At 54.7% G+C, this 16,284-nt stretch carries 11 protein-coding genes and 1 pseudogene; 5 read left to right on the plus strand and 7 right to left on the minus strand.

Annotation, left to right across the window (positions count from 1 at the left end; all coding sequences use genetic code 11):
* Positions 1 to 61: 61 nt before the first annotated feature.
* The 5 genes from lysS to cadC all read right to left on the minus strand — a co-directional run bounded on the left by lysS (position 62) and on the right by cadC (position 8,919).
* The gene (lysS, locus tag ACESQ2_RS00570) at positions 62 to 1,579 is read right to left on the minus strand and encodes a lysine--tRNA ligase (RefSeq protein WP_004848495.1); all 1,518 of its coding nucleotides are present in this window, start codon (positions 1,577 to 1,579) and stop codon (positions 62 to 64) included.
* A 341-nt stretch (positions 1,580 to 1,920) separates the two neighbouring features.
* Positions 1,921 to 3,396 (minus strand): dipeptide permease DtpD, encoded by a 1,476-nt coding sequence (gene dtpD, locus ACESQ2_RS00575; RefSeq protein WP_046876922.1) that lies wholly within the window; start codon positions 3,394 to 3,396, stop codon positions 1,921 to 1,923.
* Positions 3,397 to 3,455: 59 nt separating this feature from the next.
* Positions 3,456 to 5,603 carry a lysine decarboxylase CadA gene (gene cadA / locus ACESQ2_RS00580; protein WP_004848492.1) on the minus strand — a complete coding sequence of 716 codons (2,148 nt, stop codon included), beginning with the start codon at positions 5,601 to 5,603 and terminating at the stop codon, positions 3,456 to 3,458.
* An 81-nt stretch (positions 5,604 to 5,684) separates the two neighbouring features.
* Positions 5,685 to 7,022 (minus strand): cadaverine/lysine antiporter, encoded by a 1,338-nt coding sequence (gene cadB, locus ACESQ2_RS00585; protein ID WP_004848490.1) that lies wholly within the window; start codon positions 7,020 to 7,022, stop codon positions 5,685 to 5,687.
* Positions 7,023 to 7,386: 364 nt separating this feature from the next.
* Complete coding sequence (cadC, locus tag ACESQ2_RS00590; protein ID WP_048261503.1) at positions 7,387 to 8,919, minus strand: lysine decarboxylation/transport transcriptional activator CadC; 1,533 nt, start codon at positions 8,917 to 8,919, stop codon at positions 7,387 to 7,389.
* Between the two features lie 352 nt (positions 8,920 to 9,271).
* On the opposite strand from cadC, the gene ACESQ2_RS00595 reads away from it, so the two are divergent.
* On the plus strand, positions 9,272 to 10,138 hold the full coding sequence (locus ACESQ2_RS00595; protein WP_032719595.1) for a GNAT family N-acetyltransferase: 867 nt from the start codon (positions 9,272 to 9,274) through the stop codon (positions 10,136 to 10,138).
* Positions 10,139 to 10,175: 37 nt separating this feature from the next.
* Here the strand turns inward: ACESQ2_RS00595 and ACESQ2_RS00600 are convergent, their stop codons facing one another.
* Positions 10,176 to 11,051, minus strand: coding sequence for a LysR substrate-binding domain-containing protein (locus tag ACESQ2_RS00600; protein ID WP_046876924.1), 876 nt, complete (start codon positions 11,049 to 11,051; stop codon positions 10,176 to 10,178).
* 137 nt (positions 11,052 to 11,188) lie between these two features.
* Between ACESQ2_RS00600 and ACESQ2_RS00605 the strand changes: the two genes are divergently transcribed.
* The 3 genes from ACESQ2_RS00605 (at position 11,189) to ACESQ2_RS00615 (ending at position 14,729) form a co-directional block, all read left to right on the plus strand.
* Positions 11,189 to 11,731, plus strand: coding sequence for a hypothetical protein (locus ACESQ2_RS00605; RefSeq protein WP_014837702.1), 543 nt, complete (start codon positions 11,189 to 11,191; stop codon positions 11,729 to 11,731).
* A 9-nt stretch (positions 11,732 to 11,740) separates the two neighbouring features.
* Positions 11,741 to 12,568, plus strand: coding sequence for an MBL fold metallo-hydrolase (locus tag ACESQ2_RS00610; RefSeq protein WP_046876925.1), 828 nt, complete (start codon positions 11,741 to 11,743; stop codon positions 12,566 to 12,568).
* 184 nt (positions 12,569 to 12,752) lie between these two features.
* Entirely contained in the window at positions 12,753 to 14,729 is a 1,977-nt protein-coding gene (locus ACESQ2_RS00615) for a glycosyl hydrolase family 28 protein (protein WP_046876926.1), read from the plus strand.
* Between the two features lie 223 nt (positions 14,730 to 14,952).
* On the opposite strand, the gene ACESQ2_RS00620 is transcribed toward ACESQ2_RS00615, so the two are convergent.
* Entirely contained in the window at positions 14,953 to 15,567 is a 615-nt protein-coding gene (locus ACESQ2_RS00620; RefSeq protein ID WP_038423285.1) for an FMN-binding negative transcriptional regulator, read from the minus strand.
* A 334-nt stretch (positions 15,568 to 15,901) separates the two neighbouring features.
* Between ACESQ2_RS00620 and ACESQ2_RS00625 the strand changes: the two are divergent.
* Positions 15,902 to 16,036, plus strand: a pseudogene (locus tag ACESQ2_RS00625) (integrase); the annotation flags it as partial.
* Positions 16,037 to 16,284 lie beyond the last annotated feature (248 nt).

Below are 16,284 nucleotides of genomic sequence, written 5' to 3' on the forward strand. Positions count from 1 at the left end.
AACACGTCGAAATAAGGGCCCCCCGGTTCAGGGAAACGAGGGGACCTGGTTTTAGCGGGATTTACTTCTGCGGACGCATTGCCGGGAACAGAATCACGTCGCGAATGGTATGGCTGTTGGTAAACAGCATCACCATGCGGTCGATACCGATGCCCAGACCGGCCGTCGGCGGCAGGCCATATTCCAGCGCGGTGACGTAGTCTTCGTCGTAGAACATCGCTTCATCATCCCCCGCCGCTTTGGCGTTGACCTGATCCTGGAAACGCTGGGCCTGGTCTTCCGCGTCGTTCAGCTCGCTAAAGCCGTTGCCGATTTCACGCCCGCCGATAAAGAACTCGAAGCGATCGGTGATTTCCGGGTTCACGTCGTTACGGCGCGCCAGCGGCGAAACCTCCGCCGGATACTCGGTGATAAAGGTTGGCTGGATCAGATGGGCTTCCGCTACTTCGTCGAAAATCTCGGTGACGATACGCCCCAGCCCCCAGCTCTTCTCAACGTGAATACCGATGGATTCCGCCAGCGCTTTTGCCGCCTCGAAGTTATCCAGATCCGCCATCTCGGTTTCCGGACGGTATTTCTTGATCGCTTCGCGCATGGTCAGTTTTTCAAACGGCTTGCCGAAGTCGAACACCTGGTCGCCGTACGGGACTTCGGTTTTCCCCAGCACGGTCTGCGCCAGCGTGCGGAACAGAGATTCGGTCAGTTCGATCAGATCTTTGTAATCCGCATACGCCATATAGAGTTCCATCATGGTGAACTCAGGGTTGTGGCGCACGGAGATCCCTTCGTTACGGAAGTTGCGGTTGATTTCGAACACCCGTTCGAAGCCGCCGACCACCAGCCGTTTCAGATACAGCTCCGGCGCGATGCGCAGATACATATCCAGATCGAGCGCGTTGTGATGGGTGATAAACGGACGCGCGGAGGCGCCGCCGGGGATCACCTGCATCATCGGAGTCTCGACTTCCATAAAGCCGCGCGCGACCATGAACTGACGCATGGTGGCGAGGATCTGCGAACGCACCTTGAAGGTGTGGCGCGACTCTTCGTTGGAGATCAGATCCAGATAGCGCTGACGATAGCGCGCCTCCTGATCCTGCAGGCCGTGAAACTTGTCCGGCAGCGGGCGCAATGCCTTGGTCAGCAGGCGCAGCTCGGTGCAGTGAATGGAGAGTTCGCCGGTCTGGGTTTTAAACAGCTTACCGCGGGCGGCGATGATGTCGCCAAGATCCCATTTCTTAAACTGTTCGTTGTAGACGCCTTCCGCCAGATCGTCGCGCGCGACGTACAGCTGAATGCGGCCGCCGACGTCCTGTAAGGTGACGAAAGAGGCTTTCCCCATAATCCGGCGGGTCATCATGCGGCCAGCCACGGCGACCTCGACGTTCAGAGAGGTGAGCTCGTCGTTTTCCTTACCATCAAATTCCGCATGGAGCTGGTCAGAAGTGTGGTCACGGCGAAAATCATTCGGGAACGCCACGCCCTGCTCGCGCAGCGCGGCCAGTTTTTCACGACGGGTTTTCAGTTCATTATTAAGGTCAATTGCCTCATCGGCACCTTGTGCTTGTTGTTCAGACATGTTGGTTCCTCATAACCCTGCTTGCAAACTTGCTTCGATAATTGAACCAGGTCACTCTCCAGCGCGGCCTGTTCCGGCGTCGACGCCAAAGAACAATCTTAAGGAGCCTGGCTTCAATTCCGGCTGATTTCGCTCAGCCATCGCTTCAGTAACAGTTTTTTATCTTCGGCTTCCGCGCCTGCCAGAATATCCTCCTCCTGTTCAGTAAACGGTGCAAGGAGCGGCTTGTCGCTCCACTGTTGGGGTTACCGATCCCCGGCTCGCGGCGTAAACGCCTTAGCCGGGCTACCAGGCAGCACGATTTTGTAGCCCCGGTAAGCCGGACCTGTCGCCAGACGGGGCTAGGCGCCGCCGCCGGGAAGTTCACCGGCGGCCGCGCGGCGTTTGCCGACGCTAAACGCGGCGGCAAAGGCGACGACGACAATCACCGCCACGCAGCCCAGCGTCCATTCGCCCATCTGGGCAAAGAAGTGCTGATATGCGGCAATCGCCGTATCGCTGATCTGCGACTCGGTGGTCTGCTGCGCCACCACTCCCGCCAGCCAGTTGGCTACCGCGCCGGTCGCCAGCATATAAATTCCGGTCAGTACCCCGGTGACGCCGGGCATATTGAGGCGGGTGATCTGCGCCATCGCTACCGGGTCGATAAACAGTTCGGCAAAGCCCATCAGCGCCAGGCCGGCCACCATCATGCCCATTGATGCCTGCCCTTCCGCCGCGCCGTGGCGCGCATTAAGCGCCAGCAGCATAAAGCCGCAGCCCATCAGCACCAGGCCAAAGGCGAACTTCAGCCACACGCGCAGCGCCGAGCGGGTCGCGCCTTCCGGCCGCATCAGCCACGCCAGCACGACGCCAGCCGCCATCACCGCCACGGCGTTAACCGACTGGAACAGCGCGGTCGGCACCTCAATATTCAGCAGATGACGGTTAACAAAGTGGTCGATGAACAGGCTGATCGAACTCCCGCCCTGCTGCGCCAGAACCCAGAACAGAGTCCCGGTCAGCATCAGCAGAACGATCTGCCACAGCGCGCGGCGATGCTCCGGCGATTTGACCATAATGCGCGCCACCATCTGGGCGGCGAACACGCACACGATCGCCAGCAGATAGCCGGACCAGTTATTCTCCAGCAGCAGCGTGAAAAACACCGGCGCAACGCAGAGCATCACCACCAGCCAGCCCCAGGTCGGCAGCACAAACTTTACCGCCCGCAGCGCCTGTTTATCGACGCCGCGCGCGTGGCGGAAGTAGCGGCTACCGCTGAGGAAAATCATCAGGCCGACAAACATGCCGATTCCCGCCAGCGCAAAGCCGATATGCCAGCCGTACCACTGCGCCGCCAGCCCACAGGCGATAGGCGCGGCGATGGAGCCGACGTTACCGGCGGCGTACAGCAGCGAAAAACCGCCGTCGCGGCGAGGGTCGTCAACGGCATAGAGCTCGCCCAGCAGGCAGCTGATGTTGGATTTGAACAAGCCGTAGCCGCAGATAATGATCGCCAGCGCGAGGTACAGGCTCCAGGTGGAATCGGATTCGACGCCCAGCACCACGTGGCCAAGCGTCATTAACAGCGCGCCGGCAATCACCGCCGCGCGGTTGCCGAGCAGGCGGTCGGCAAGCCAGCCGCCGAGAATAGGAGTGACGTACACGAGGGAAGCGTAAGCGCTGAACAGGCTGATAGCGTGGCTGTCATCAAAGCCGAGCTGATGGGTGAGGTAGAGGATGAGTAAGGCACGCATGCCGTAAAAGCTGAAATATTCCCAGATTTGGATCGCAACGATGTAATAAATCGCGCGCGGCTGTGAGGGTGTTTTCATGTGTTCTCCTTGCAGCGTGAAAAAGGGAAGTGGCAAGCCACTTCCCTGTTGTGCATCGATTATTTGTTATTTTCTTCTTTCAGCACTTTAACGGTGTAACGACCATCCGCCTGACGATAGGCGCCGTGGATATCGGTTTCGAAGCCCGGATAGTGGGCGCCGATTTCGCACAGCATCTGCAGGAACTCCAGCACCGGACGGCTCTCTTCGGTGATCATTTCACCCGGCATGACCAGCGGCACTCCCGGAGGATACGGCAGGATCATATTGGCGTTGACGCGACCCACCATCTCTTCGAGATACACCTCTTCGGTCTGACCGTGCAGCTCTTTCTGGAACGCGGCGTACGGCGTGATCATCATGGTCGGCAGCACTTCGAACGCGCGGAACATCAGGTCCGGCAGGTTGTGGTGCTCAATCAGTTTATGAATGTTCTGCGCCAGTTCCTGAACGCGCATGTTTTCGTAGAATTCCGGATCTTCACGATACAGCGACGGCAGCATGTTTTTCACCCGCAGGTTCAGGTCGAACGCGCGTTTGAAATCGGTCAGCGCACGCAGCAGGCTCAGCGCTTTGGTTTTGTCGATACCGATACTGAACAGGAACAGCAGGTTGTACGGACCGGTTTTTTCGACCACGATACCGTGCTCGTCGAGATACTTCGCCACGATGCTCGCCGGAATACCGAACTCATCCATGGTGCCGTCTTTCTTCATCCCCGGAGTCAGCAGCGTGACTTTAATCGGGTCGAGATACATGTGCTCGTTATCGATGTTTTTGAAGCCGTGCCACGCGCTGTCGGAGCGCAGCGGCCAGCATTCAGCGCCATCGATATGTTCCGGCTGCCAGACGTCGAAGAACCAGCCGTCGGACTCGCCTTTCAGACGTTTGATCTCTTTACGGAACTTGATTGAACGTTCGATAGAGCCGTCAATCAGGCGCTTACCGGCGTTGCCTTTCATCATCGCCGCCGCGGTTTCCGTCGAGGCCACCACGCCGTAGTGCGGAGAAGTGGTGGTGTGCATCATGTAGGCTTCGTTAAAGGTTTCTTCGTTCACGTCGCCTTTAACGTGAATCATCGAGGCCTGAGAGAACGCCGCCAGCAGTTTGTGCGTGGACTGGGTTTCGTAAATCACTTTCCCTTCGACGCGGCCGCCGCTCATCCCGCATTTGCCTTCATAAATCGGCGAGAAGTTGGTGTAAGGCACCCACGCGGAGTCAAAGTGGATGGATTTCACATCCAGGGTTTTCTTGATGTAGTCCGTGTTGTACAGCAGACCGTCATAGGTGGAGTTGGTGATAACCGCGTGCACCGGCCAGGTCGCGTTCGGGGTTTCTTTCACGCGCTTCGCGATGGTCGCATGCTGGAATTCGCTCTGCGGGATACCGCCGAGGATACCGTAGGCGTTGCGGGTCGGGCGGAAGTAGATTGGCGTAATGTCGCTCATCATCATCAGATGGGTCAGCGATTTATGGCAGTTACGGTCAATCAGCACGGTGCTACCGGCCGGGGCGGAATACATGCCGACAATTTTGTTGGCGGTAGAGGTCCCGTTGGTCACCATGTAGCTGCGTTCCGCGTTGAAGACGCGGGCGATGTACTCTTCCGCTTCTTTGTGCGGGCCGCTGTGGTCCAGCAGAGAACCGAGTTCAGAAACCGAAATCGAGATATCGGATTTCATGGTATTGGAACCAAAGAAATCGTAGAAGATGCTGCCGACCGGGCTTTTCTGGAACGCGGTACCGCCCATATGGCCTGGGGTACAGAAGGTGTATTTGCCTTCACGCACGTATTTAAACAGCGCTTTGGTCAGCGGCGGCAGAATGGTGTCGATATACTCGTCGGTATTCTGTTTGATTTTGTTGGCAATATCTTCCGCTGCGCCCAGCGCATATTCGAAGAAGCGAACCTGCATCCGCAGATCGTTGAGGCTCACGTCCAGCGTTGAGTAAGTGTTCGCAAAGGCGTACAGCGGCATGTATTCGTTCATTTTGCTGATGTCTTCGCACAGTTCGAGATTGTATTTATCCCAGTCGAAGATCACGCCGCACAGACGCGCATTGTTTTCGATAAGTTTTAATAAGTCTTCACGGTCGTTCGGGTAGACAATACGGAAGTCCAGGCGTTCGAGGGCGCGATGCAGTTCACGGATGGGTTCTTCTTTGAAGTAGACACCCATGTGATTCATGATTGCGATAACGTTCATAGTCAAATCTCCAGATAAAGAAAGCCCCTCCCGCCACGTCGTGACAGGTGATGGAAGGAGCCTCAGGAATAGGGTTGCTGATTAATGCGCGCTGGCGGTGCTGCTATCAGCGGAGTTGTCGTTGTTCTGACGCTGGTGCATTTTGCGACCGTAGAACATCAGGATAATCAGGCTGACGATAAAGGTACCGGCCAGTTCGAAGGAGCTTGCCCCCATCAGGGCGATGAAGCAGAACGCGCAGCCGAGTACGGAGCAAATCAGGCTGACGAAGTTGCGTACATTGATGCCTTCGAAGCGAATCAGGTCAACGCAGGAGTAGAAGTAAGGCAGCATGGTCAGCAGTACCGCGATACCGGTCAGCTCACCGAACAGGTCAGACGCTTTGCCGCCGGTAGAGTTCATCAGGGTAATCAGCACCATCAGCGCGGTCATTTTCACCGCGGCCAGCAGCAAGCCTTTTTTCGGAATACCGTTGCTGTCGAGTTCGCCATACACTTTCGGGAAGTTACCGTCATTGGCGGCACGTACGCCGGCCTGACCCACCAGCATCATCCACGAACCCAGCGAAGTCAGGCAGGCAAAGGCGGTGAAGGCGGAAACCATCGGCGCAGCCCAGCCGCCGAGAATGGTGGAGGCGCTCACTGCAAACGGCGCACCGGATGCGGCCATCTGAGAGGCAGGATACATACCCGCAATCACCTGGGTCGCGGCGATGTAGACGATACCGGCCATCGCGGTGCCCAGCATGGTAGCCAGCGGCACGGTGCGTTTCGGGTTTTTCACCATCCCGGTACTCACGGCGGCAGATTCTACCCCGACAAAGGCCCACAGGCAGAGCAGGATACTTTTGATTACCGCGTGGCTGTCAGTGGTGCTGGAGGTATTCCAGTTTGCCTGATAGGTTGCGGCATCAAACCAGTGCCAGCCGACCACCGCGGTCATGACCACCGGAATAAGTACCAGTACCAGGCCAATTGTTGTCAGGCGGCTCACCCAGGTCCCGCCGAGCATATTCACGAAGGTGAATATCCATACGATGGCGATACAGGCAATACCTGCCGGCACCGGGTTATTTAAAATTGGGAAGAATGTTGATAAATAAGAGACGGCGGTAATACCGATTGCCAGGTTACCGATCCAGTTGGCGTGATAATAAAGCACGCCGGTCTGGAAACCGAACGCTGGGGATATTTCACCGGCATAGGCAATTGGGCCACCCTGCTGCGGATTCTTGGTCGCCAGCCGGGCATAAACATAAGCCAGAGACATCGCGCCAATAATAGAAATCACCCAACCCCAGATGGCAATACCACCGATGCTAGCGAGGTTTGCAGGTAATAATGCAATACCGCTCCCCATCATATTACCGGCGACTACACCGGTACAGGCAAATAGCCCGATCTTCTTGGCAGAACTCATGTTTGCTTTTCTCCTAAGTTTATTTGGGAGGTACAGATCATGATGATGAACCTTTTATTGACCCGACCAACTGCCAACAAGATTACGGATTAGTACGAGATAAGTCCTAAAGATAAAGTGAAATAACTGCAAACATCAGACAAATGATATTTTGACCTTTTTCGCGCAACATATCAGGATGACATGTTGATATCAGGGAAAGGTAAATTCAGATATTTTTCATTAGGTTACAAGGTCAACTTCGTGTTGAAAAAGTGTTGCGTGCGGGACCAGAGAGGTTATAAAAAATAACAACCTTGTGGCTCATGAGAAACATAATTTTAACCTCACCACGGCCAAGACCATGACCATGATGAGGGTTTACTTATTCTGAAGCGAGGAAGTTATCGAGATACGGAACCACGCGGGTCACGGAGGTCTGGAATACGGCGTTTTCAATCCAGTAAAATGTATTCTCACCCGGGCGTAAATTAAACGCCGTCAGATAGGCATCGGCAGCTTCCCGGTTCTGCCCTTTCATTTCGTAGACTTTGCCCAGCAGCACGTAATTCATCCACGACATTTCCAGATCAATCCCGGCATTAATCGCGTCATAGGCTTCATCCACTTTTCCTTTGCCCAGCATATCCACCGTTTTAATCTGATAAAATATTGCCATATCTTTAATCCCCGGCATATTACCCACCCGGGTTATTTCGCTGTACAGATCGGCGAGCTGTTTATCATCCAGCGGCTGCTGAGAATGGCGCAATACGTCAACCAGCGCTTTTTCCGCCCACGCATAGGTAAAGTCCGGCGACTGCTTATTCACGTCGGCAAGCAGGCTACTGGCTTTGCCCAGCGAATCAATGTCTCCGTTCATTAATAGCTGATGCGCCTGATAGAAATGGGTAAGCGCGATACTTTGCGACGGCTGATACTGCTTTAACATCTCCTGCATCCGCGCCGGCCACGGCTGCTTCAGCGCCTCAGAGAGGCTGCTCAGCAGGTCGTTCTGAATCGAAAGCTGGTTGTCGCTGGTGACAAAGTAACGCTTATCCATCATGGTCGAGCCGTCGGCGTTATCCACCACCTTCACCGACATGAAGCACTGCTGTGCGCGATAGTGCCGCTGGTTGACGAACTCAATGGTCAGGGTTTTACCGGAACTGCTCGGCTCATTGATGTTGTAGTTGGTTTTGTCGTGCACCATAAAGGTGGAGAAGGTGTTCAGCGAGGTGGTAATCAGGCTCCCCAGCCCGATGGCATAGGAGTGCTGCGATGACCAGTTGTTGCAGGTGTTGCCGCTGAGCAGGTGAATATCGACATCACGCGGGTTAAGCAGCAGCCGGGTTTTCGTGACCGGCGGGCGCGACTGCAGGGTTGACAGGGCCACCAGCGCCACGCAGCTCGCGAGGGCCAGCAGGAACAGACCCCAGACGATAAACGTGCTCAGCCGCTTGCGTTTTTCCGGCTTCGCCACCGCTGTGCTGTCTGGCGCAGCCGCATCGGGCTGCGGGGAGGTCAACGGCGCGTCAAACCCGACCGTCGTCGTTTCTGCGGGGATAACCGGCGTCGGCTCCTCCCCCTCTTCGGTACACCAGATCACCGGCACCGTCAGCTTATAGCCGCGTTTGGGTACGGTAGCGATATATTCAAGGCTGCCATCGTCGCCATCTTTCAGCGACTTACGTAGCTCGGAAACGCTTTGCGTGACGACGTGGCTGGTGACAACGTTGCGGGTCCAGACATTATCGATGAGCTCATCCCGACTGAGTACTTCGCCGGGATGACGGGCAAAGAAAACCAGAAGATCGATTAAGCGCGGTTCGAGAGTTAGCTGACGCCCCTTGCGGCTAATTTGGTTAACAGAGGGAGTAACCAGCCATTCTCCAACGCGAACAACAGGTTGTTGCATAAAAAAGAGCCCCAGGACGAAAAGGGAAAGGCGCGATGATACCACATTTACCCTACCTATTAATGATAGGGGTCATGACCATGAACGCAATATATTCCTCTTCGTTTTTGATGACTGGCAAACTTTCATTTGCTAAAGGCGTCTTTTGCCTGAGGGCGATGTTCCCTGGGGCGACAAAAGCGCGCCATTTTTAGCCCTATTTTCCGCGAATGTGTGACCTGAGCAAAGCTTAGGCGCGACAATCGTCGCCCATCCGTGGGGATATGCTATTTTTAGCTCGCCCGACAGAGATCGGACCGCCGAACAGATGGCCGAAAACAGTGCCTCACCCGCAGCGTAAGGAATGTCGACGATGAACTACAAATTAGATAAGCAAATTGTGCACAATGATGTGTTAAGAAATAGCTTCATTGACCTGGCGATTAAAACCTTCGATCTCTCCTTTAAAGAGTGGTACCGCAAAGGGTACTGGACCGACGCCTATATTCCCTACGCCCTGGTGAGCAACAATAAAGTGATTGCTAACGCCTCCGCCAATATTATCGATCTAATCTGGCAGGACGAACCCCGCCGCTATATTCAAATCGGCACCGTGATGACCGATATCGATCATCGTGATAAGGGCCTGGCCGGGCAGCTCGTCAGGGAGATTCTGACGGACTGGCAGGATAAGGCCGACGCCTTTTTCCTGTTTGCTAACCCGACAACCGTTGATTTTTATCCGAAATTTGGCTTCGAGCGCACCGCCGAACATCAATATATTATGCCGGTGGTACCGGCAGCGGGCGACTTCCGCAAGCTCGATATGGACCAGCCGGAAGAGGTTGCGCGATTACAGCGGTACTATCAAAAATCGAATCCGTTTTCACAGCTGCGGGTAGAGGATAACTTCGGTTTATTGATGTTCTACTGCTCCGCCTTTATGAAGCACTTCGTCTATTATTCCGACAAAAACCAGGCCATCGCGATTGCGATGCAAAACGGTCCGGCGCTGATCTGTTTTGATATTTTCTGCGACAGCGGACGTTCCCTGTCGGCCATTATTAACGAGCTCGCCGATGAAAATACGTACCAGGCTATCCTCGGCTTTACCCCCAAAGAGAATCGGACCGGCGAGTATGAAAAAATCGAAGGCGAAGATATTCTGTTTATCTACGGACAAAAAGAAAATATCTTCAAAGAGAATAAGCTGATGTTCCCGCTTTTATCCCACGCCTGAGGCTGCGCTTAACGCGTCTACGGCCCGCGACCGGGCCTTATTGCGCCAATAACCACTGTTCAAACGCCTGTAGCGCCGATTCGTTGACGCCGTTTTCCAGCGGCCTCACCAGGCAAAAGCGCTTGCTCAGGCTGCGGGCCTGCGGCCAGGGCGCAGCCAGCGTCCCGTTTTCGAGCGCTTTTTCAACGTACACGTGCGGTACCAGCGCAACGCCCTGCCCGGCCAGCGCGGCGGCTATCGCCATCTCATGCAGATCGTAGCGCACGCCCTGCGCCGGATTATCCAGCGCGATCCCGCACTCTTCAGCATAGCGCTGCCAGGCGTCAGGATTCTGCCGTCGATGAATACGCGGCAGCGCGTTCAGCTGGCTGGCGAGATCTTCTCCCGTAAGTAGCCCGGCGTGGCATACCGGCACCAGTCTCTCTTCAAACAGAAACCGCAAGCGCATTCCTGCCCATGCGGGATGCTCGAAATGAACTGCCGCGTCAAAACCGCTGCCGGTGAGGATAAACGGGTCGGTTCTGACCGCGATATTCAGCGTGATATCCGGATTCCGGCGCTGAAAATCCCCCAGTCGGGGAATGAGCCAGCGGCTGGCAAAGGTCGGCGGCGCGGCGATTTCCAGGCTTCGGCTGCCGTCCGCAGCCCCCATCAGATACTGCGTATCTCGCTCAAGACGCTCCAGCGTCTCGCGGACATGGTGCGCATAGCGCGCGCCGTTGGGGTTCAGCCGTACCCGGCTCCCAGTCCGTTCAAACAGCTTGCAGTTTAACAGCGATTCCAGGCGGGCGATTTGCCGGCTGATCGCGCCTTCGGTAAGCGACAGCTCTTCCGCCGCGCGGGCAAAGTTACCGTGCCTGGCGGCAGCCTCAAAGGCCTGCAGCGAGGTACTGCTGGGGAGTTTTTTTCGCACGAACGCCGCCTCTGCTGAAGGTTTATCAATGACGAAATGTCATTGAGTGGTGAAATAATATCGTTTTATAGCGCTTAGTGCCCAACGTAGCATGATCAAACGTCAATAACATCATTCCATCATGCAGAGGGCAGCCCATGTTATATATCGTTGAGTGCAGCTACGCCGACCCGCAAAGCGAAGCCGGCTGGAACAGGTTTTACAGCGAGGACAAGCTGCCTGCGCTGGTGTCCGTCAGCGGATTCCGCGCCTCGCAGCGCTTCAGGGCGCTCTCCTCCGGCTGCCCGGTCTATCTTGCTATTCATACCATCGAGCATGGCGATACGCTCGCCAGTGAAGCGTATCGCCAGAAAGGCGGCGGCAGCTTTTCCCGCTGGCAGGCGCATATTCGCGACTGGCGGCGAAACCTGTATCGCTACGGCGGCGTCTTTCCTGCCGTCGCTGAGGGGGATGTATTGCTACTGAGCCCCGAGCCGCTGGACGTCGTTGAGTCGGAACTGGGATATCCGCCAACAAAACTTTCGGCCGCCGGGCTGGATAACAACCCGCCGCAGCGCGTGGCGTACGTTCTGCCGCGCCGGGAAGCCATGCTGCTGGCGGGACGGGAAAACGTCTCGATGTATGAGCCCATGGCCGGTCAGTTGCAAAGCCCGACTGAAATACAGCCCCCATCACGCTAAGAGGTTGATATGCACAAACCCGCTTTTCTCTCCCGCCAGATTGGCGATTTTCAGGTGGCGCCCCTCAGCGACGGCAGCATGGCCGCTGGCCTGGCGCTGCTGTCGGGTATTAATATCGACGATGCCGCAGACATTCAGCGCAGCGCGGGCGTCATTGACCCCGGCAATATCGACATTAGTGGCTATCTTATTCGCGGTCGGGGAAGGACGATTCTGGTCGACGCGGGTACGGGAGGCGGCGTGCTGGAAACCAGTCTGCGAGCGGCGGGGAGTGCGCCAGACGACGTGGATACTGTCCTGCTGACCCACGCTCACCCGGATCATATCGGCGGCCTGCTGGATGCCAACGGCGCGCCGCGCTATCGCAACGCCCGTCTTTATCTGCACCCTCTGGAAGCCGAGTACTGGCAGGACGACGCCATGCTAAACCGGGCCAATGCGCGGGGGCAGCGCAACTTCACGCTCGCCCGCCGCGCCCTGGACGCCTATTCCCGCAGCCTCGGTTTTCTGGATGAGCGCGAGGCCGTCGCGGGTATCCGCCCGCTATGGCTACCCGGGCACACGCCGGGCCATAGCGGGTTTCGCATCGACGCCGCGGCGCAAAGCCTGCTGATCTGGGGCGACATCGTCCATTTTCCGCATATTCAGACCGCACGACCCGCCGCCGCCGTTGCTTTTGATTGCGATCCCGCGCAGGCCAGAGCGACGCGGGAAGCGATCCTCGCCCAGGCCGTCAGCGAAAACCTGCTGATTGCCGGTATGCACCTTGGCGGGTCGGGATTTGCGCATATCGTACCGACCTCGCACGGCTATCGTATTCAATATTCCGCGCCGTAAAGAGAAAGCGGGCCGGAGGTTAACGCCCTGGCCGCCTTTTCTTATCCAACAACGCTTTATTTTTCACCTGCTGAAAGATTGAACTGACTCGCGTTTATTTTTTGCCATAAATATAAAATGTCATTTTATTTTAAATGAATATGCATTTTGTTTTTTACAAGCGATATGACATTAAGGGAAATTTATGCGCAATACCTTTGGACCTTCACGCAGTATGCTGGCGCTGGCTATCGCGCTGGCTGGCCTCGCGGGCGGCTGTAATGATAGCGGCGCCCCACGCGACAATCAGCAGGATGCGCCCGCCTCCGCGCCGCAGAATGTCTTCGTTCCCGCGCTTTCTGCCGATGAAAATAGCCTGGTGCTGGTTTGGGAAAAGCCGGAATCAGAGACGCAGCAGGTGGTGGACTACGCGATTTACCGTCAGGGCGAGCGGCTGGGTCTGGCGCGCGAAAATCAAAACCATTTTTCACCGGCCAAACCCTATATTGATAACTTCTATCAGCGGATTGCCAGCGACGGCTGGCAGCAGCCAATCGACTTGCGTACCTTTACGGTCACCCATCTGGAGCCGGATACGGAGTACACATTTACGGTACGTGCGGTCTACGCCAATGGCAAAGAGTCGCCGGATAGCGCGGTGATTAAAGCGCGGACCAGCAAAACGCCGCACATCATCGAAGCCAGAACCTTTGGTGCGAAGGGTGACGGCACAACGCTGAATACCCAGGCGCTGCAGCAGGCGATCGATAGCTGTACGGTCTCGTACTATCCTCAGGGCTGCAAGGTGGTGATTTCCGACGGCGAATTCAAAACCGGCGCGCTGTTTCTGCACAGCGATATGACCCTGGAGATTGCCGCTGGCGCCACCCTGCTGGGTTCGGACGATCCGGCCCAGTATCCGCTGGAAAAAGGCTATTACCTCTATCCCTACAGCGATCATCCGCAGCTCCGCCGCCCGCCGTCATTAATTAACGTGCTGGAAGCGGACGATAAGGGCGAGTCTCCGGCCGGAACGTTTCGCAATATTCGCATCGTCGGTCAAGGCACGATTGACGGCAACGGCTGGACCCGGGGCGTCAAAAGCGGCGGCGAGGCCACCATCATCGACGAAATGGGGAACGCGCTGCCGCAATACCGGGCCAGCAGTGCGGCAAAAGTCAGCGCGGACGGCATTCTGGCAAAGCATCAGACCGAAGCTGCTATTGCGGAAGGCATCGAAAGCAATAGCGCCTATAAAAATCGCCGCTCCAGCCTGATGACCCTGCGCGGTGTGCAGAACCTCTATCTTGCCGGGCTGACAATCCGCAACCCCGCGTTCCACGGGGTAATGGCGCTGGAGTCAAAAAATATCACCCTGAATGGCCTGGTCCACCAGACCTTTGACGGCAATAACGCCGACGGCGTCGAGTTCGGCAATAGCCAGAATGCGCTGGTCTTCAATAACTTCTTCGATACCGGAGATGATTGCGTCAATTTCGCCGCCGGGTTTGGTAAAGGCGCGGAAACTTTTCATCAACAGCCGCAAAGCGGGGCATGGATCTTTAATAACTATTTCCGCAAAGGCCACGGCGCCGTGGTGACCGGTAGCCATACCGGCGCGTGGATCGAAAACGTTCGCGCCGAGGATAACGTCATGTATATGACCGATGTCGGCCTGCGCATGAAAAGCCGCCCTTACTACGGCGGCGGCGTAAGGGATGTGCTGTTTCGCCATAATGCGATGAAAGATATCGCCAAAGAGCCGTTCGTTTTTACTATCAAATACAGCGCCGACGTGAATGATACGACCCCTGCCGACGAGCCCGCTCAGTTCCGCGACGTTCAGGTGCAGGACGTCACCGTCGATGGTACTTCGGCTAAGCACAGCATCCTGATTGACGGCATGACGGTAGCCGAAATGGCAGAATCATTTGGGCTGACCTATTCTCGCGATGCCTATCACCAGAATCTGCGTTTTTCCAACGTCAGCTTCCGTAACACCAAAGCGACCAGTATCTCCTTCCTGCACGACAGTCAGTTTGATGAGGTGACGTTCGCCAATACGCCGCAGGCCTGGGCTTTTTTCGCCGTCAATGACGTGACGCTCGCTGACAGCCTGCATCAGCAGAGCATCACCCGCGGAGAAAAGGACAAACTTATCCTTGAGGGGGCAATGAAGTAATGGCGTTCCCGGCGGCGTAAGGCGCCGGGTTTAACCGAACTCACCCCTGATTTAAACGGCGTTTCCCTATGCTTTCTTCTGATAAACGCGGCGCTCAAATTCAATTTCATTATCCTTCCGACAAGCCGCTCGCGAGTACGTTTTTCCGGGATGGTTGATTCAATACATTACGTAAGGTGTAAGTATTTTCCTCCAACATAAATAATAGAGCGAAGTATCGCTTTTAAACGCCAGTGCCTTTCTTCACCTTAAGCATATAGTCAGCCAGCGCAACGGACTCTGAAGATTGGCTGTTGATTAACCCCTGCAACGTTCCTCGCTGATCGGCCTGAGAACGATGCTGCCCCAGCTTTTCTTTGGCCTGAAACTCCTCAATTTCAATTTTGAATCCAATAATATTTTTTAATTTTTCTTCGATAAATGCCTTTGGCATAACGTCTTTCTGCGCCTGAAGGGTTGGTTCATGTTTATGAACTAACGCATCCATCACCGTGCGCAATTCATTGACGGGTACAAGGCTTACCGTGCCATAACAGTGAATGGCGGTATAGTTCCATGTTGGCACCGCGGGAGAAGTTTGATACCAGGTTGGAGAAACGTAACTATGGGGCCCTTGAAATATGGCGAGAACCCTCTTTCCGTCAAAGTCTTTCCATAGAGGATTCGCACGGGCCATATGGGAAAGAAGAATTCCCTGCGATGAAGAACTACGATCGAGGATAAAAGGAAAATGGCTGGCGTTGAGGGTGGGTGAAACGACTAATCCAAAGCTATAAGTGTCAATAAAATCAAAAATATGCTTTTTATCTGATAGCTTCATTGCATCAGGTGTATACATTTTTTACCTCATCATGTTGACCCGCCAGGTAGTTTCTTTGAAAAAGATAACGCCCCCTTTTTATTAAGCAATGATTTAGTGTATCAAAGCGTTGGCGCCAGGGAACGTCATCCACTTCGCTTCCCCTTATTGCACTGGTTAGTAATATTTTTTGTTGTTTTTATCGTTTTAGTTAGAATTGTATAAAGTCTTTATGTATTTTTTAATAATATTAATTATCAACACCTTTTTAACCAATTGAATATAATGATCTTACATAGATATACACATTCTGTGTTCGTATTATCTACATATTGATCTCTTGCCAGATTATTGTGTTTTTTTGATCTACCGGGAAAGCATCGAAATGGTACGCCGTTATGCCCAGCTGGCGCCTAACCATTTAACGGAACACGCAAGGCAAATTGACTCGATTTTTGCAGAAGATGTTCCAAATGTGTTCCATGAGAAAACATCAGCGAGAGGATGAAGTTGATAACTTATTGATTTTAAATGGTACCCCTACAGGATTCGATAGTAACACGTAAGAAACTGATTTAATTTAACTATACAGGTTATAAAAATCACACATACCCCCAAATGTACCCCCATATATTTTTCTATGGCCGAACATTGACTATTTATCGCGCAATGTTGGGTGCCAGGAGCTTTCTGCTATGCCGCTAATATTCCCCCGTCCAAAACCGCTTCATAATTTACACACGGAAAATTTCTCTA

It is taken from the genome of Klebsiella sp. Q11 (assembly GCF_964241505.1).
Taxonomy (GTDB): Bacteria; Pseudomonadota; Gammaproteobacteria; order Enterobacterales; family Enterobacteriaceae; genus Klebsiella; species Klebsiella michiganensis.